Source organism: Rhizobium sp. PEPV16 (assembly GCF_008919455.1).
GTDB lineage: Bacteria > Pseudomonadota > Alphaproteobacteria > Rhizobiales > Rhizobiaceae > Rhizobium > Rhizobium leguminosarum_Q.
Genome location: NZ_VSZV01000344.1, coordinates 1 through 15778 on the forward strand (window position 1 = coordinate 1; position 15778 = coordinate 15778).

The 15778-nt window shown below is 63.8% G+C and carries 16 protein-coding genes and 1 pseudogene; 6 read left to right on the top strand and 11 right to left on the bottom strand.

Going from position 1 to position 15778, the window contains the following annotated elements; all coding sequences use genetic code 11:
- On the bottom strand, positions 1-695 hold a 695-nt coding region (locus tag FY112_RS27455; RefSeq protein ID WP_151519736.1), incomplete at its 3' end, for a LysR family transcriptional regulator.
- A gap of 114 nt (positions 696-809) precedes the next feature.
- On the opposite strand from FY112_RS27455, the gene FY112_RS27460 reads away from it, so the two are divergent.
- The gene (locus FY112_RS27460) at positions 810-1517 is read left to right on the top strand and encodes a glutathione S-transferase family protein (protein ID WP_151519737.1); all 708 of its coding nucleotides are present in this window, start codon (positions 810-812) and stop codon (positions 1515-1517) included.
- Positions 1518-1561: 44 nt separating this feature from the next.
- On the opposite strand, the gene FY112_RS27465 is transcribed toward FY112_RS27460, so the two are convergent.
- Positions 1562-1948 (bottom strand): RidA family protein, encoded by a 387-nt coding sequence (locus FY112_RS27465; protein WP_151519738.1) that lies wholly within the window; start codon positions 1946-1948, stop codon positions 1562-1564.
- A 27-nt stretch (positions 1949-1975) separates the two neighbouring features.
- Between FY112_RS27465 and FY112_RS27470 the strand changes: the two genes are divergently transcribed.
- Complete coding sequence (locus FY112_RS27470; RefSeq protein WP_151519739.1) at positions 1976-2557, top strand: Lrp/AsnC family transcriptional regulator; 582 nt, start codon at positions 1976-1978, stop codon at positions 2555-2557.
- A 26-nt stretch (positions 2558-2583) separates the two neighbouring features.
- On the opposite strand, the gene FY112_RS27475 is transcribed toward FY112_RS27470, so the two are convergent.
- The 4 genes from FY112_RS27475 to FY112_RS27490 all read right to left on the bottom strand — a co-directional run bounded on the left by FY112_RS27475 (position 2584) and on the right by FY112_RS27490 (position 6646).
- Positions 2584-2985, bottom strand: a complete 402-nt coding sequence (locus FY112_RS27475; protein ID WP_017962966.1) for a GFA family protein — start codon at positions 2983-2985, stop codon at positions 2584-2586.
- Between the two features lie 67 nt (positions 2986-3052).
- Entirely contained in the window at positions 3053-4585 is a 1533-nt protein-coding gene (locus tag FY112_RS27480; RefSeq protein WP_151519740.1) for a carboxypeptidase, read from the bottom strand.
- Between the two features lie 94 nt (positions 4586-4679).
- A complete protein-coding gene (locus FY112_RS27485) occupies positions 4680-5972 on the bottom strand; it encodes an MFS transporter (protein ID WP_017962968.1) in 1293 nt (430 codons plus the stop codon).
- A complete protein-coding gene (locus FY112_RS27490) occupies positions 5969-6646 on the bottom strand; it encodes a FadR/GntR family transcriptional regulator (RefSeq protein WP_017962969.1) in 678 nt (225 codons plus the stop codon). The genes FY112_RS27485 and FY112_RS27490 overlap by 4 nt, the downstream gene beginning before the upstream one ends.
- Before the next feature lie 523 nt (positions 6647-7169).
- Here FY112_RS27490 and FY112_RS27495 point away from each other — a divergent pair.
- Positions 7170-7982 (top strand): class II glutamine amidotransferase, encoded by an 813-nt coding sequence (locus FY112_RS27495; protein ID WP_017962970.1) that lies wholly within the window; start codon positions 7170-7172, stop codon positions 7980-7982.
- A 29-nt stretch (positions 7983-8011) separates the two neighbouring features.
- On the opposite strand, the gene coaBC is transcribed toward FY112_RS27495, so the two are convergent.
- Positions 8012-9217, bottom strand: coding sequence for a bifunctional phosphopantothenoylcysteine decarboxylase/phosphopantothenate--cysteine ligase CoaBC (gene coaBC, locus FY112_RS27500; RefSeq protein ID WP_017962971.1), 1206 nt, complete (start codon positions 9215-9217; stop codon positions 8012-8014).
- A gap of 140 nt (positions 9218-9357) precedes the next feature.
- Positions 9358-10122 (bottom strand): SDR family oxidoreductase, encoded by a 765-nt coding sequence (locus FY112_RS27505; protein WP_151519741.1) that lies wholly within the window; start codon positions 10120-10122, stop codon positions 9358-9360.
- 126 nt (positions 10123-10248) lie between these two features.
- On the opposite strand from FY112_RS27505, the gene FY112_RS27510 reads away from it, so the two are divergent.
- The gene (locus tag FY112_RS27510) at positions 10249-11154 is read left to right on the top strand and encodes a LysR family transcriptional regulator (RefSeq protein WP_131619540.1); all 906 of its coding nucleotides are present in this window, start codon (positions 10249-10251) and stop codon (positions 11152-11154) included.
- Here FY112_RS27510 and FY112_RS27515 read toward each other — a convergent pair.
- Positions 11151-12025, bottom strand: a pseudogene (locus tag FY112_RS27515) (LysR family transcriptional regulator). The gene FY112_RS27510 and the pseudogene FY112_RS27515 sit on opposite strands and share 4 nt — an antisense overlap.
- 91 nt (positions 12026-12116) lie before the next feature.
- Here FY112_RS27515 and FY112_RS27520 point away from each other — a divergent pair.
- Both FY112_RS27520 and FY112_RS27525 read left to right on the top strand, forming a co-directional pair.
- Complete coding sequence (locus FY112_RS27520; protein ID WP_151519742.1) at positions 12117-13367, top strand: MFS transporter; 1251 nt, start codon at positions 12117-12119, stop codon at positions 13365-13367.
- Positions 13364-13750 (top strand): VOC family protein, encoded by a 387-nt coding sequence (locus FY112_RS27525; RefSeq protein ID WP_151519743.1) that lies wholly within the window; start codon positions 13364-13366, stop codon positions 13748-13750. Before FY112_RS27520 ends, FY112_RS27525 begins: the two co-directional genes overlap by 4 nt.
- Positions 13751-13767: 17 nt before the next feature.
- Here FY112_RS27525 and FY112_RS27530 read toward each other — a convergent pair whose 3' ends face one another.
- Positions 13768-15429, bottom strand: coding sequence for a urocanate hydratase (locus tag FY112_RS27530; RefSeq protein WP_151519744.1), 1662 nt, complete (start codon positions 15427-15429; stop codon positions 13768-13770).
- A gap of 16 nt (positions 15430-15445) precedes the next feature.
- Positions 15446-15775 carry a TfoX/Sxy family protein gene (locus FY112_RS27535; protein ID WP_130673467.1) on the bottom strand — a complete coding sequence of 110 codons (330 nt, stop codon included), beginning with the start codon at positions 15773-15775 and terminating at the stop codon, positions 15446-15448.
- Positions 15776-15778 lie beyond the last annotated feature (3 nt).

Consider the following 15778-nt stretch of genomic DNA (forward strand, 5'->3'; position numbering starts at 1 on the left):
GCCATTTCCATCAAGACATAGGGCTCATCCGCCGCCATGACGGAATGCAGCGCGATGAGAACCTCGTCGCCGCCTGAATAAAGCCGCCACTGGTCCTCCGTCAGGCTGGTCATGATCGTCGCATGCTGTGCCAGCTCCTCCGGCCGGCGCGGTTGCCCATGGGCGCTGACATAATCCGGCGAGGCGAGGATGAAGAAAGGGTGGCTGGCGAGCTTCCTCTGCACGAGCGCCGAATCCGGCAGTGGCCCGCGGTGGCTGCGCAGCGCGATGTCGAACCCTTCCTGGACGATATCGACGAAACGGTCCGTCACATGCACGGAAAGCCGGAGCTTCGGATAGCGCACCGCCAGCGCCGGCAGATGCTCCGTCAAGGTAAACTGCGCCGTCGGCACCGAGGCGGTCAGGCGAACGCTGCCGGCAGGTTCGGCCAGATGCCGGCGCACGATGCCCTCGGCCATCTCCGCTTCGATGATCGAGGCCTGGGCATGCTGAAAGAATTCCCGGCCGAGTTCGGTCAGCGCGAAGCTTCGCGACGTGCGCTGGATCAGCCGCACGCCAAGCCGTGCCTCCAGTTCTGCAACCCGCTTGCTCACCGTCGATTTCGGAATGCCGAGATGCCTTGCAGCGGCCGTAAAGCTGCCGCTGTCGACGGCCTGCACGAAAAGACGGAGGTCGTTGAGATTGAAAAGCGCCATCGTCATCTTCCAGATATGTGGACATTGCGATGCATTTATAGCCTCTACCGCAAGATCGTCCACATCCTCATATTCATCTCGTCCAAACGGGTTCAATTCTGAAAGGAACGATTGATGTCCCCCATATTGTTTTACGGCGTGCCGGAGGGCTGCTCCTTCGGCTCGATCGTCGCGCTGGAATGGTCCGGCCTGCCTTATCGGCTCTGCCGCGTCGAGATGCCGGAAATAGTCTCCAGTGAAGACTACAAGCAGATCAACATGGTCGGCGAAACGCCGTCGCTGCTGCTCGAAGATGGCAGGACGATCAGCGAAAGCATGGCGATCTTGCACCATATCGGCGCCCGCACGATCGGCAACGGTCTGGGCGTTGCGCAGGGATCGGCGGATTTCGATCGGCTGAACCAGATGCTCGCCTTTCTCAACACCACCTTCTTCCAGGCCTTCGGCCCGCTCTGGTATGCGATCGAGCATCCGCTGGAGCCGCAGCAGAAGCAGGTCCTCACGGCCTATGGCATCGCGGCGGTCGAAAAGGCGCATCATACGCTGGAGCGTCTGCTCGATGGCCGCGAATGGCTTCTCGGCAACGGGCCAAGCCTCGCGGACGCCTATTTCGTCGGCATCGCCCGCTGGAACGATTTCCACACGGTCGTCGACCGCCGGCAGTTTCCCGGCCTGCATCGTCTCTATGAGCGCATGCAGCAGGAGCCGGCCGTGCGTTTTGCCCATGCGATCGAGCATCGGCAGGAGGCGAAGAGCAGCGGCGGTTTCCGCGGTGAGGTCGATCTGGCCGAGGCGCTCGGCCAGTTGAAACAGGCGGCCTGAAAACCATGGCCATCGCATCTTTGGGTGCGATGGCCAATGTGCCGTCAGCCGGCAGCGATGATCTCGATTTCGACGAGCCAGTCGTGGCGCAGCGTTTCGACGATGATCGCCGTAGTCGGCACGGCGCGACCGCCAAGTGTCCGAAGACGGGCATTCTGGTTCGCTTCCATAAAGGCGCCGTCGCTGAGATAGCTCGTCAGCCGCACGATATTGTCGACCGTCATATCAGCGGACGTGAGGATGGCGCGAAGATTGGACCAGATGAGCTCTAACTGGCCTTCCAGATCGGCCGCCGCCATTCCCTGTTGATCGAGACCCATCGTACCGCTGACGAAGAGCAGCCGGGATGGATGCCTGACCTCCAGCGCATGGATGTAATCAGGGCTCGCTGCATAGATCCCGTTTGCCGGATTGTGCGCGATCATCTCCATGAGATTCCTCCTCTTCCGAATATCCTATTGAAGAATGCCAGTATCGGCGATTATTCTTCGGCAGAAAGGGGAGTTTGCGGAATGGCGAAAAATACAGAGGATCTTCGGCAGGGACGCGGGCCGCAGCCGGTCATCGATGCATTCGACCGAAGAATATTAGCCGCGCTCGCCGCCGACAGCAGCCAGAGCTATGCCAGACTTGGCGAAGTGGTCGGCCTGTCAGCGCCGGCCGTGCATGAGCGGGTGCGCCGCCTGAGACAATCCGGCGCCATCAAGGGCGTGCATGCCGCGCTGGATGGCGCAGCGCTTGGCAAACCGCTGCTTGCCTTCGTGCATGTGGAGGCGGCCGGCTGGGGCAAGAGCGAGCGGCTGATGCAGGTCCTGCAGTTTCCCGAGGTCGAGGAGATGCATTCGGTTGCCGGCGACGCCAGCGTTCTCTTCAAGGTCCGCACAGCAAGCCCACAGGCCTTGGAAGCTTTTCTCGCCCAGATCCATGCCGTCCCCGGCGTCACCGGTACCCGCAGCTATATCGCGCTTTCCACCTATCTGGAGCGTCCGATACAGGCCGGCGTCACCGATAGCTGGCCGGACATGCCTCTGCCGGAATAAAGGCGGGATGTTAAGCCGAGGCCAGCCTAATCCTCGCCCTCGAAGCGCGGAAGCGTTTCGATATTCGCCACCCCGGGCAGGGCTGAGCGGCACCATATCTGTTTCTTCGGCGCCAGTTCCTGCCGCTGGTCGATGCTGCCCAGGCGGATGCCGAACCCGCCGCCGTCGCCGTCCGTGCGGTAGAGCGGCGATCCGCAATTCGGGCAGAAGAATTGCCGGCTGAGACCACCGCTGTCGCCATATTTTGCGTAGCCTCTCGGCTCGCCTGACGTGAGCGTGAAACTTCCCGGCCGCGCCGGTGCGGTGATGCGATAGGCCGAGCCCGTCAACCGCTGGCAATCGGTGCAATGGCAGATCGAGACCCGCTCCGGGTCGATCTCCGCCTGATAGCGGATCGCGCCGCAGTGGCATCCTCCGGTAATATGCATCGGCAAGTCCCCAAAGCATGTCGCGCAAAACTGTACAGCGGTTAAGCGACAAAGACATCGCCACGCTTTAGTCCGCCGGCTGAGCGGCCAAATGTGTGGCGTAGAAGGCCTTTGCATCCGCCGTGAAGGCGGCCCGCTGATCAGCTCTTGTATAGAACATATGGCCGCCGCGATAAAGCTTCAGCCCGACGCGGCCGCCGGCAAGCGATGGCGGCAGATGGTCGACCACGTAGCGGCTGACGCCATAAGGCGTCACCACATCGCTGTAGCCATGTGCGATCAGCAGATGGAAGGCCGGGTTTGAGGCGAGCAGCTGCCTGATGTCGTCAGTGGCGCTGGCCTGGAAGCGCGATCCGCCGCCGCGCCCGCCGCCCCATTCCCAGCGCCGGCTGATATCGCCGTCGAGCAGCGAATAGGTCATCACCGTCTTGAAGCCGAGTTCGTTGCGGGCGTAATCGGCAAAGGCGCCGCCATAGGCGCGGGTGAAGCCGTCGAGGATGGCGTCGTCGCCGCGATCGTAATCCGATTCCGGATAGGGATCGGGTGCTGCAAAGGAGGCGTCGTAAGAGCTCATCACCTCGCCGCTGCCCCCATCTGAATGTTTGACGAAGGAACTGCCGAGGAAGCCGCGGTTGCGCGTGACGATATCCTCGGGAATGCCGGTCAATGCGGCGATCCTGCCATAGAAGGCAGCGGCGTCGGCACCGGTCGGCGGCGGCCCGGCAAGCGTCGTCAGATAGTCCCCGAGCGCGAAGGTCTCGGCTGCCTTCTGCTTCTCTTCGTCAAAGGCGTTATGCCGGTCGAGTTCGGCGGCGGCGAGCGACGGCAGCTCCAGCGCGGCACCGAGCGGGAACTGGTCGGCATTGAACATCAGCTGGCCCTCGACCAACGGGGAAAGCATCACCGCACCGGCGACGATGATGCCCTGGCTTTCCTGCAGCGCCGAGGCAACCTTGGCCGCGCGGAAGCCGCCATAACTTTCGCCGAGAAGATATTTCGGCGAGTTGGAACGGTTGTTGTGCGCGACATAGAGCCCGATCGCCTTGGCGATGCTCTGGGCATCTGAGTTGACGTTGTAATAATTGGATGCGTCGTCCGCCTTCGCCGTCCGGCTCCAGCCGGTGCCGATCGGATCGATCAGCACGAGATCGGTGAAATCGAGCCAGCTTTGCGGGTTGTCGACGAGTTTCGCATTGGCGCCGTCGCGTCCGTTCGGTCCGAAGTCGAGAACCTTCGGCCCGACCAGCCCAAGATGCAGGAAGGCGGAAGCCGCACCCGGCCCGCCGTTAAAGGCAAAGGTCAGAGGCCGGTTCGCCCCGCTATCTCTTGCAACATAGGCGGTGTAGAAGATCGCGCCGGTCTGCGCCCCGTCCTGGCCGAAGAGATCCAGCGTGCCGGCAGTGGCGGTATAGGCAATCTTCCGGCCACCGATCGTCAACGCGTGTTCGGTGACGGAATCGGCCGGCAGAAGCTTCAGCACGCCGTCGCGTGCGCCGCTCTGGACATTCGCCCTCGGTGGATCGCTTTCCTGCGCATGGGAAAGGGCAGGGGCCAGCGATGCTACAAGCGCGGCGAGCAGGAACAGGGTTCGTATGCGCAAGATGTTTCCTCCGGCGGTCGGGATGCGAGGCTGAGATAGCGTAGCATCCGCGGCCGACGACCGGCATCAAGAGATGGTGATGGATAGGTGAGGCTCAGCCGTCCTTTTCGACCGCGTGAACGTTGATCTCAACCGCCCGCCCGGCCTTCCAGCCGTTGATTGCCGCGCCCAGTCCGAGCGCAACGAAGAGGGCTGCGCACCAGGAAAAACTGCCGGTCCAGCCGCGGATGAGGCCGACGATGAGCGGGCCGATGGCGGCAAGCAGGTAGCCGACGCATTGCGCCATGCCGGAAAGATGGGCGGCGACATCGGGATCGCGTGAGCGCAACACGATCGTCGTCATGGCCGCTGCGATCAGCCCGCCCTGGCCGATGCCCTGCAGAACCGCCCATAGCCAGACCGTCGAAAGCGGCGCGAAGAGCAGGCCGAGCAGGGCGGTGACGGCGACGCCGCAGAGGCTCGCATTGATTAGCCGCTGGTCCCGACCGCGCACCGCGATATGCGGCACGATCAGGCAGGATGCCGCCTGCACCATCACCGACAGCGAAACGATCGCCCCGGCAGTGACGCCGTCGAGCCCGCGTTCACGCAAGATCGGAACCAGCCAGCCGAAGACGCAATAGGCAAGTGCCGATTGCAGCCCCATGAACAGCGTGACCTGCCAGGCGAGCCGGTCGCGCCAGAGGCCTTCGACGCGAAAGCCGTTTCGCCTTGCCTGTCTGCCGCTGCGAAGAACCTCAGGCAGCCAGAGCAGGCTGACGGCGAGCGCCGGCAGCGCCCAGATGGCGAGCGCGCCTTCGAGGGAGCCGCCGAGCCCATGCTCGATCGGCAGTGTCAGTCCGGCGGCACTTGCCGCTCCGGCGCAAAGCGCCATCGTGTAGAAGCCGGTCATCAGCGCGGCGCGCCCGGCGAAATCCCGCTTCACCAGCCCCGGCAGCAGCACGTTGCCGACGGCGATACAGGCGCCGGCAAGGGCCGTGCCGATGAAGAGCAGCGGCACGGAGGAAAGCCCGCGCAAGGCGGTGCCCAGCGCCAAAAGCAGGAGAACGCCGAGCAGCGTGCGTTCGGTCCCGAAGCGCTGGGCAAGACGAGGCGCAAGCGGCGAGAAGGCGCCGAGGCAGACAACCGGAAGCGTCGTCAGCAGGCTGGCGCCAAGCGCGCTGAGGCCGAGTTCGGAGCGGATTTCCGGCAGCAGCGCCGAGGCGCTGGAGAAGACCGGGCGCAGGTTGAAGGCGATCAGCACCAGGCTTGCGCCGAGCAGGAAACGATGCGCAGCTCCCCGCACCGGCGTTGCCTGCGGCGGTAGAAGGCTGCCGGCCTCGGCGTCTACAAGCAATTCGTCGGCCGCCTCGAGCGTGCTGGCGGCATTGTTGGAAGGCGTGTTCATGACAGGATCATCCGCTCGAGTGCGGCAAGAACCGGTGCCATGAAACGGCGCACCGCCGCATCCGCCTTGTCGGGATCGCCGGTTTCGATGGCATCGACGATATCGGCATGCGCCTGCATGTCCGGCTCGGGAATGTCCTTGCCGAGCGTCGCCGCGATGGTGTCGGCGATCGAGGCCGAGAAGAAATCGTAGATCTCGATCATCGCCCGGTTCCCCGAAGCGGCGATGATGGCCTTGTGAAAGGCGAGGTCGCGTTCGATGAAGGTGGCCTGATTGCCGCCGTCGTAATTGCCGCGTTCGGCAAGCAGCCGGCGAAGCCCGGCAACCGTCTCCGGCGTCTTGCGGATCGCCGTCAGCCGGGCGGCCTCGACGTCGAGCGCCAAGCGCGCCTCGAACTGATCACGCAGGCTGGCACGCCGCGCCATCGTCAGCGGCCGGCCGGCATCGCTGGTGGCGCGGACATAGGTGCCCGAACCCTGCCTTGTTTCGAGATAGCCCTGGGAGACGAGAACCCGCACCGCCTCGCGCACCGTGCCGCGGCTGACGGAAAGCATGGCCGACAGCGAGGCTTCATTCGGCAATTTCTCGCCGACCGCCCAGCGTTTGCCGAGAATGTCGCCGCGGATTGCCTCGATCGCCTCATCGGCGAGATTGGTCTTGCTGAGCGCTCGCATCTCACTACTCATAAAGTCATCTGATGACTTTATGAGTAGTGAGATTTCGATCTTCCGTCAACGCCTGGCATCAAGACAATGAAGACATCAAGACAATAAAAAAGGGCCGCCTCGGCGACCCTTTCCATGAGTTTGGCCTCAAACTGGCCTGGACTGTCTATGCAGCCCCAGGAAGGCGGGGATTAGAGCGAGGGCTGCCTCGCCTTCGTCACCTCTTCCATGCCCGTTACGAGGTCCGAAATCTCATTAGACATTGGATCACCTTCCTTTCGTTCTGTTGCCGATGGCTTAAAGTTAGGCTGATTCTTTCGAGATGCAAGCAAAAATGCACGCATGCCCTGCTTTGGGGAACACGGGTGTTCACGAGAGAACACAGTGTTTTGCCGAATTTGAAGAGGCTATACGTCAAGAAACCGTCATGTTTGGCTTGCAAACCGGCCGCGCGTTAAGCTGTTGTTAGCTGCGTCGTTCGACAATTTCAGCATTCCCGCCGATGCGGCGGCGGGTTCCGGAGCAAAGAGCCATGTGTCGCTGGGCAGCCTATCGCGGAGACCCTCTCTATCTCGAGGAACTGGTATCTTCGCCCGCCCATTCCCTGATCGAGCAGTCGCATTGCGCCACCCGCGCCAAGACGGCGACGAATGGCGATGGCTTCGGCATCGCCTGGTATGGTGACAGGCCCGAACCCGGCCGCTACCGCGATATCCTGCCGGCATGGTCGGATTGCAATCTGAAGAGCCTGGCACGGCAGATCCGTTCGCCCCTCTTCCTCGCCCATGTCCGCGCTGCCACAGGCGGCGGCACGCGCCGCGACAACTGCCATCCCTTCACCCATGGCACCTGGTCCTTCATGCATAACGGCCAGATCGCAGGCTTCGAGCGCCTGCGCCGGCCGATGGAGGCGATGCTCGACGACGAGCTGTTCAATGCCCGCGGCGGCACGACCGATTCCGAGCTGATGTTCCTGCTGGCGCTGCAGTTCGGCCTGCGCGAGGCGCCGGTCGCTGCGATGGCGGATATGATCGGTGTCGTCGAGGGCCTGGCCGAAAGCGTCATCGGCTCGATCCTGCTGCGATTCACCGCCGCCTTCTCCGATGGCAGCACGCTCTATGCGATCCGTTATGCCACGGATCGCAAGGCGCCGACGCTCTACGCCTCTCCCGTCGGCGCGGGTTATTGCCTCGTCTCCGAGCCGTTGAATGACGATGTCGATGCCTGGGCCGAAATTCCGGATGGCAGCGCCGTCACCGTCGGCAAAGATGGCATCGACGTCGCCGACTTCCGGCCGGAGAAGCGCAGTGCCGCCAAGCCGCTGCGCGTGGCCATTCCTGCCTAAACGCTCGGTGTCAGCTGAGCCGCTGGCGATCAGCGGAGCTGCTTGGCGATCAGTGCCGCGAGTCGTTCGGCAACCTCTTCCTTCGTCAGGTCAGGCCATTGCTCGACGCCGTCGCGGCGAATGAGTTTGACCCTGTTGCGGCTGCCGCCCATGATTCCGGTCGCAGGAGAGACGTCATTGGCGACGATCAGGTCGGCGCCTTTCCTTTCCAGTTTCGCCTTCGCATTGCTTTCCACATCCTGCGTCTCGGCGGCAAAGCCGATCACCAGCTTCGGTCGCATCGTGTGATGGCCGACGGTTTTCAGGATGTCCGGATTCTCGGTCAGCGCCAGCGTCGGGATGGATTCGCCCGGATGTTTCTTCAGCTTCTGGTCGGCCGCCGAGGCGACGCGCCAGTCCGCCACCGCCGCGACCATCACCGCGATGTCGGCCGGCAGCGCCGCAAGCACGGCGTCGCGCATTTCTTCGGCCCGCTCGACATGCACGGTGCTGACGCCGACGGGATCGGCGATCGTCACCGGCCCCGACACGAGGGTCACCTCCGCCCCGAGCTTTGCAAGGGCTGCGGCGATCGCATGCCCCTGCCGGCCGGAGGAGCGGTTGGCGATATAGCGCACCGGATCGATCGGTTCGTGCGTCGGTCCTGAGGTGACGATCGCCTTGCGTCCCTTGAGCGGCTTTTCTCCATCGTCGAGCATGGTTTCGGCCGCAGCGACAATGTCAAGCGGCTCCGCCATCCGGCCGAGCCCGGCCTCTCGGCTTTCCGCCATCTCGCCGGCCATCGGTCCGATGAAGCGGATGCCGTCGGCTCTGAGCATCGCAGCATTCCGCCGCGTCGCCGGATGCGCCCACATGGCCGGGTTCATCGCCGGTGCGGCAAGCACCGGCCTGTTGGTCGCCAGGAGCACGGTCGAGGCGAGATCGTCGGCAAGCCCGTTCGCCATCTTCGCCATCAGGTCGGCGGAGGCAGGGGCAATCAGCACGAGGTCGCAGTCGCGCGCCAGCCGGATATGGCCGACATCCTGTTCGTCCTGACGCGAAAACAGATCGAGGAACACATGGTCCGCCGCCAGCGCACCGACGGCAAGCGGCGTGACGAATTCCTGCGCGCCCTTGGTCATGACAGGGCGCACGCTCGCGCCGCGCTCGCGCAGCCGGCGGATCAGATCCAGGCTCTTATAGGCCGCGATGCCGCCCGAGATGATGAGGAGGATGCGTTTGCCGCTGAGAGCCATGGCCTTCTACCCGTTGCCTTTTCTGACCGCCCTCGACCCTAAGCCTTTGGCGGAGAACATGCAATCGCGCGGATCTACGCGACGTCCCCACGGGTCGGGGAAGCCCCCCAACCCGCAGCGGATAATCGCGCCGCGCCGTCTCAGGTGCGGGTGATCGAAGCGCCGCCGTCGACCAGCGAGGCCGTGCCGGTGACGAAGCTCGCATCGTCGGAGGCGAGATAGAGAACCGAGCGGGCGAGTTCTTCGGGGGTTGCGACACGCTTCAGCGCATGCAGGTTGGTGACGAAGGCCTGCTTGTCAGGCGTATCGTTCATGTCCCGATACATGTCGGTATCAACAGCACCCGGCAGGATGGCATTGACGCGCACGCCCTGCTGGCCGAATTCGGCGGCAAGCGCCTGCGTCAGGCCGATCAGCCCGGATTTGCTGGCGGCATAGGCGGCAACGCCCGGAAAGGCGAAGCTGTAGCCGACGAAGGTCGAGGTGAAGATTACCGAGCCGCCGCCATTTTCCACCATCGCGCCGATCTGATGCTTGGCGGCGAGGAAGGAAGCCGTCAGATTGATCGCCAGCGCCTCGCTGAAGCCTGCTTCCGAAACGGCGGTGCTCGGACCGGCTTCGCCGAGCGTGCCGGCATTGTTGAAGGCGATATCGAGCTTGCCGTATTTCGTCACGGCGGCGGTGACCAGCGCCTTGTGATAGTCTTCCGAGCGTACGTCGCCGGCAATGGCCATGGCGTCGCCGCCCTCTGCCTTGATCTCTGCGACGAGGCTGTCGAGTTCGCCCTGGCGGCGGGCGCCGACGACGACCTTGGCGCCTTCGGCGGCGAAGAGCTTTGCCGTGGCGCGGCCGATGCCGGAGCTTGCGCCGGTAACGATCGCGACCTTGTTGTTCAAGCGGTTCATGGTTCCATCTCCTGCGTTTAAGGTGAGGCGGCCCCTGCCGTCCCTTTCGATGAGTGGAAGATGGCATTTTCCTTTCGTTCGGATTAGTCTTCAGATTGGGGAATTCGAATTCGGAAAAGCCGAACGATGATCAGAATAGAAGGTATTGCGGCTTTCGTCGCCGTGGTTGAGGCGGGCTCGGTCAGCGAGGCGGCCCGGCGCCTGCGGCTGTCCAAATCCGTCGTCAGCGAAAGGCTGGCGGAACTGGAGAAGTCGCTCGGCGGCATGCTGCTGCACCGAACGACGCGCAAGCTCACCTTGACAGAGGATGGCACGGTCTTCCTGGAGCGCGCCGCGCGCATCGTGCGCGAGATCGAGGAAGCCGCGGCAGATATGGCGGAGCGGCGCGGAACGCTGTCCGGCCCGATCCGCATTGCCGCCCCCGTCACCTTCGGCCGCATGCATCTCGGTCCGGCGCTCTATCCCTTTCTTGCCGAACATCCCGAGATCGAACTGACCCTCGATATCGATGACCGGCGCGTCGATGCCGCCTCGGACGGTTATGATGCCATTATCCGCAACGGCCCAATCGCCGATAGCCGGCTGGTCGCCTGGAAGCTCGCGCATAGCCGCCGTCTTCTCTGCGCCTCGCCGGATTATCTCGCCCGCCAGGGAATTCCGTCGTCGCTTTCCGATCTCAACAGCCATCGCGGCATCTTCTACACCAATCGCGGCGTTGCCGACTGGCGTTTCCAGACGCCCGATGGTGCGATCGTCGTCCGTGCGAAATTGGCGCTCGGCATCAACAATGGCGACATGCTTCGCGATGCCGCGATTGCCGGGCTCGGCATCGCGCTGTTGCCGGCCTTCATCGCCGGCCCGGCCATCCGCGAGGGCCGGCTTGCGGAAGTCGATGTCGGTCACAGGCCGGAGGCCGAATTCATCTACATGGCCCATCCCGAAGGCCGAAATCCCTCCGCCAAGCTTCGCGCCATTGCCGATCATCTGAAGACGAGCTTCGGCGACCCGCCCTATTGGGATCCGGTGGGCTAACTCAGCAAGCTGATCAGGTTCTCGGTGACCGGCGAGCGATGTGTTTTCAGGATTGCCAGCGCCAGGCGCGCCACGGCCGGCGGCCCCTCGATCGGCCGGTAGGCCACACCTTCGAGCTTGATCTGCGAAATCGAGGCCGGCACGATCGAGACGCCGAGATCGGCCGCCACCAGATTGACGACAGAGGAAATCTGCGGTGCCTCCTGCGCCACGGTCAACTCGAATCCCGCCTTGCGGCAGGCGAGCACGACATCGTCGTAGAGGCTCAGGCCCACGAGCCGGGGAAAGAGGATGAAGGGTTCCTCCGCCAGCGCCGCAAGCGGCAGGCTGGGATGCCGTGTCAAGGGATGGCTGGCGGGCAGGGCGATCACCATCGGCTCATCCGGCAGCCGCCGCAGCCGGATGCCGGCGGGATCGTCGAGGCTGGGGCGCATGAAGGTGGCGTCCAGCTCGCCGCGTTCCAGCTTCTGCATCAGCGCCAGCGTATTCATTTCCGTCAGCGACAGCTGCACCTCCGGCCAGCGTGCGCGAAAGCGGCGGACGTCGTGCTGACGACGGGATTGAAGGCGGAGGAAGCGGTGAAACCGAGCGACAGCCGGCCCGTCTCGCCGCGATTGGCGCTTTGCGCCGCAAGCTTCGCCTTTTCCGCGGCCGCGAGCGAAGCCTTTGCCTCGCCGAGGAAGGCCGCGCCAGCTGCCGTCAATTCGGCCCCATGCGGGACGCGGTGAAACAGCGCCGCACCCACTTCCCTTTCCAGGTCGCGGATCTGCTGGCTGAGCGGCGGCTGCCCGATGCCGAGCTTGCCGGCGGCGCGGGTGAAATTGCCTTCTTCCGCCACCGCGAGAAAATATCTCAAATGCCGCAGCTCCATCGCCATCTCCAAAACCTATCGAAATCGCCAGCGCCATATATTGGACAAATGGAGCGGCGTTGACTAGATCGGAGACTGGAAGGATGAAGATATGCCGACGTCAGTGCATGCAGTGAAGACCGCCGAGACAACCGCGATCCAAGGACAGAAGCACTATCTGACCCGTGGCACCGGCGCCTATCGCCGCGCCAGCCTGGCGCTCTTCCTCTCCGGCTTCTCCACCTTCTCGCTGCTCTATTGCGTCCAGCCGCTGCTGCCGATCTTCTCACAGCAATTCTCCGTCAGCCCGGCCGAAAGCTCGCTGTCCCTCTCGCTCTCCACCGGTTTCCTCGCGGTCGCCATCGTCTGCGCCGCCGCGGTTTCGGAAGGCCTTGGCCGCCGCAGCCTGATGTCGATATCGCTGGTCGGCGCGGCATTGCTGACCATTGCCACCGCCTTTGCCCCGAATTGGCACTTGCTGCTCGTCATCCGCGCGCTCCAAGGCCTCGTTCTCGGCGGCGTGCCGGCTGTCGCCATGGCCTATCTCGCCGAGGAAATCGATCCGCGCGGCCTCGGCGCCACCATGGGCCTCTATGTCGGCGGCACGGCCTTCGGCGGCATGTCCGGCCGCGTGCTGACCGGCATCTTCGCCGAATATCTCACCTGGCGTCCGGCGCTTTTTCTCATCGGCGCCATTGGCCTTGCCGCCGCGATCGGCTTCATCGCCCTCCTGCCGCCATCACGCAATTTCGTCCGCCGGCCGGGCTTCGATCCGCGCTTTCATGCAAAAGCCTGGCTCGGCCATCTCACCAATCCGGCGCTGCCCTTCATCTTCGCCATTGCCTTCCTGGCGATGGGCTCCTTCGTGACCATCTATAACTATGCCGGGTTCCGCTTGGTGGCGCCGCCCTACGGCCTCAACCAGACCGAACTCGGCCTGATCTTCACCGTCTACCTCTTCGGCATCGGCGCCTCTTCGATCGGCGGCCTGCTCGGAGACCGGATCGGGCATTTTTCCGTGCTTCTTTTCGGTCTGGCACTCACCGCAGCTGGCAGCGCGCTAACGCTCGCGGCCTCGCTTCCGGTCATCATCTTCGGTATAACAGTGCTCACGACCGGCTTCTTCATGAGCCATTCGATCGCCAGCGGTCTCGTCGGCAAGCTGGCGCGTGGCACCAAGGGCCATGCTTCATCGCTCTATATGCTCGCCTATTATGTCGGCTCCAGCCTCATGGGTTCGGCGGGCGGTTGGTTCTTCGCGGTTGAAGGCTGGGGCGCCGTCGTTATCTTCACCCTTGCCATGCTGGCGCTGGCCTTTGTCTCCGCCTGTCTTGCCCAGCACCTCGCGAGGAGAAAAGCATGATCCGCATAGACCGTCTCGACCATCTCGTGCTGACCGTCGCCGATATCGCCATCACCTGCGATTTTTATTCCCGCATCCTCGGCATGTCGGTCGAAACCTTCGCGGAAGGCCGCAAGGCGCTGAAATTCGGCGGGCAGAAGATCAACCTGCACCAGGCCGGAGACGAATTCGATCCCAAGGCGATACATCCCACACCCGGCTCCGGCGACCTCTGCTTCATCGCCGAAACGCCGATTGCCGATGTCATCGCTGATCTACAGGCCGCGGGCGTTGCGATCGAAGAAGGCCCGGTCGAGCGCACCGGCGCGACAGGAGGTTTGCGCTCGGTCTATTTCAGGGATCCCGACGGCAACCTCATCGAGGTCTCCAATCTGATTGCCTGACGTCCGCCTCCCGCACATCAACCAAGCCGGATATAGGGCACGTCCTTCTTCGCCACCTCGTCCAGCGCCTCCTCGTAACCGGCATCGGCGTAACGCATGACGCCGAGCGCCGTATCGTTGGTCAGCGCATGGTCGAGCCGTTCGTCAGCGTCGTCCGTGCCGTCGGCGACGACGGTGACGCCGCAGCTGGTCATGTAGCCGGCATAGCCGCCGCCGCCGGAATGGACGACGACGAGATCGGCCATCGACGAGCAGAGCATCATCGCATCGATCAGTGGCCAGTCGGCGATCGCATCCGAGCCGTCCTTCATCCCCTCGGTCATGATATTGGGATGCGCCATGGCGCCGGCATCGAGATGGTCGCGGGAGAAGGCGACGGGGCCTTTGAGTTCGCCGCTCGCAACCAGCGCGTTGACGCGCCGGGCGAGTGCCGTGCGTTCGCCATGGCCGAGCCAGGCGATGCGGGCCGGCAGCCCCTCGAAGGGCACGTGCTCGCGCGCCAGCCGGATCCAGTTGGTGATGATCTTGTTGTCGGGGAACATTTCGAGCAGCAGGTCGTCGATGCGGGCGATATCGCTCTCCTCGCCTGACAGAGCCATCCAGCGGAATGGGCCGATCGCCCGGGCAAACAGCGGCCTGAGATAGGCTTCGGTGAAGATCGGGATGTCGAAGGCATTGGCGACGCCGCCCTCTTTGGCCTGCGTGCGGATCAGATTACCGTTGTCGAAGACTTCGGAACCCTTCTTCTGAAACTCCAGCATCGCCGTCACATGCTCGACGATCGAGGCGCGGCTTGCCGCCATCAATTGCCCCTGGCCATTGTCGCGCAGACCCTTGACCTGATCGAGGTTCATGCCCTTCGGCACATAGCCATAGACGAGGTCATGCGCCGAGGTCTGGTCGGTGACGATGTCGGGCACGATGCCGCGCCGGGCGATCTCGGGATAGACTTCCGCCGCATTGCCGACAAGGCCGACGGACAGCGCCCGCTTGTCCTTCACCGCCGCATCGATCATCTGAAGGGCGGTATCGAGATCGGGTGCGATTTCCTGGAGATAACCGATCTGCTGGCGCTTGCGGGCCCGCTCCGGATCGATGTCGACGCAGAGGATCGCAGCGCCTGCCATACGGCCGGCAAGCGGCTGCGCTCCGCCCATGCCGCCGAGGCCGGCCGTCAGCACGAACCGGCCGAGGAGATCGCCGCCGAAGCGCCGCTCGGCGATGCGCATGAAGATTTCGTAGGTACCCTGGATGACGCCCTGGCTACCGATATATTGCCAGGCGCCGGCCGTCAGCCCGCCCCAGCAGATCAGTCCCTTGCGCTGCAGCTCGTAGAACACTTCGGCCTTTGCCCATTGCCCGACGATATTGCAGTTCGCCATGATGACGAGCGGCGCCTTGGCATGCGTTCGAACGAGCCCGATCGGCTTGCCGGACTGGATGAGCAGCGTCTGGTCCTCCTCCATCTCGGTCAGAGCCTTGACAATGCCCCTGTGCGCCGCCCAGTTGCGGGCCGCCTTGCCGAGAGCGGCATAGACAATCAGGTTGTCGGGGTCCTCGCCGACGGAAAGCACATTTTCGAGCAGCCGCAGCAGCGCTTCCTGCCGCCAGCCCTTGGCGCGCAGCTCCGGCCCGCCGGGAATCGGAAATTTCGGATGACGTAGATTGGCCTTCGGCATCGTGGTTCCTCGTTTGTTATTTGCTCGGCAGCGATTCCACATAGGCGAGCGCGGCATCAAGCAGACGCCGTCTGAGAGCATCGTCGCCGTAAACCTCGGCATTGCCTCGCACCCAGCCATGCATCACCCGCTCGCCCGACAGCATCTGGATCACGCCCGGCAGCGCCAGCGCCCAGCCGTCATTGCCCTTGCCGAGACGGATCAGCATGCCGTCATGGCGCGCGCAGCAGAGAAGATTGCCGTTCAGCATGAAGGCCCAGCCGCCGAACATCGATTTTTCGGCAAGGCCCGGCCGACCGCCGAGTTCCTCACGCATCAGTTCTTCGAGGCCGGGATCGCGCGCCATGGC

Coding starts and splice junctions, on each gene's coding strand:
- FY112_RS27495 (WP_017962970.1), top strand. CDS start 7,170: ATGTGTCGCTGGGCAGCCTATCGCGGAGACCCTCTCTATCTCGAGGAA.
- FY112_RS27490 (WP_017962969.1), bottom strand. CDS start 6,646: ATGCGAGCGCTCAGCAAGACCAATCTCGCCGATGAGGCGATCGAGGCA.
- FY112_RS27525 (WP_151519743.1), top strand. CDS start 13,364: ATGATCCGCATAGACCGTCTCGACCATCTCGTGCTGACCGTCGCCGAT.
- FY112_RS27460 (WP_151519737.1), top strand. CDS start 810: ATGTCCCCCATATTGTTTTACGGCGTGCCGGAGGGCTGCTCCTTCGGC.
- FY112_RS27535 (WP_130673467.1), bottom strand. CDS start 15,775: ATGGCGCGCGATCCCGGCCTCGAAGAACTGATGCGTGAGGAACTCGGC.
- FY112_RS27510 (WP_131619540.1), top strand. CDS start 10,249: ATGATCAGAATAGAAGGTATTGCGGCTTTCGTCGCCGTGGTTGAGGCG.
- FY112_RS27530 (WP_151519744.1), bottom strand. CDS start 15,429: ATGCCGAAGGCCAATCTACGTCATCCGAAATTTCCGATTCCCGGCGGG.
- FY112_RS27520 (WP_151519742.1), top strand. CDS start 12,117: ATGCCGACGTCAGTGCATGCAGTGAAGACCGCCGAGACAACCGCGATC.
- coaBC (WP_017962971.1), bottom strand. CDS start 9,217: ATGGCTCTCAGCGGCAAACGCATCCTCCTCATCATCTCGGGCGGCATC.
- FY112_RS27475 (WP_017962966.1), bottom strand. CDS start 2,985: ATGCATATTACCGGAGGATGCCACTGCGGCGCGATCCGCTATCAGGCG.
- FY112_RS27465 (WP_151519738.1), bottom strand. CDS start 1,948: ATGGAGATGATCGCGCACAATCCGGCAAACGGGATCTATGCAGCGAGC.
- FY112_RS27485 (WP_017962968.1), bottom strand. CDS start 5,972: ATGAACACGCCTTCCAACAATGCCGCCAGCACGCTCGAGGCGGCCGAC.
- FY112_RS27505 (WP_151519741.1), bottom strand. CDS start 10,122: ATGAACCGCTTGAACAACAAGGTCGCGATCGTTACCGGCGCAAGCTCC.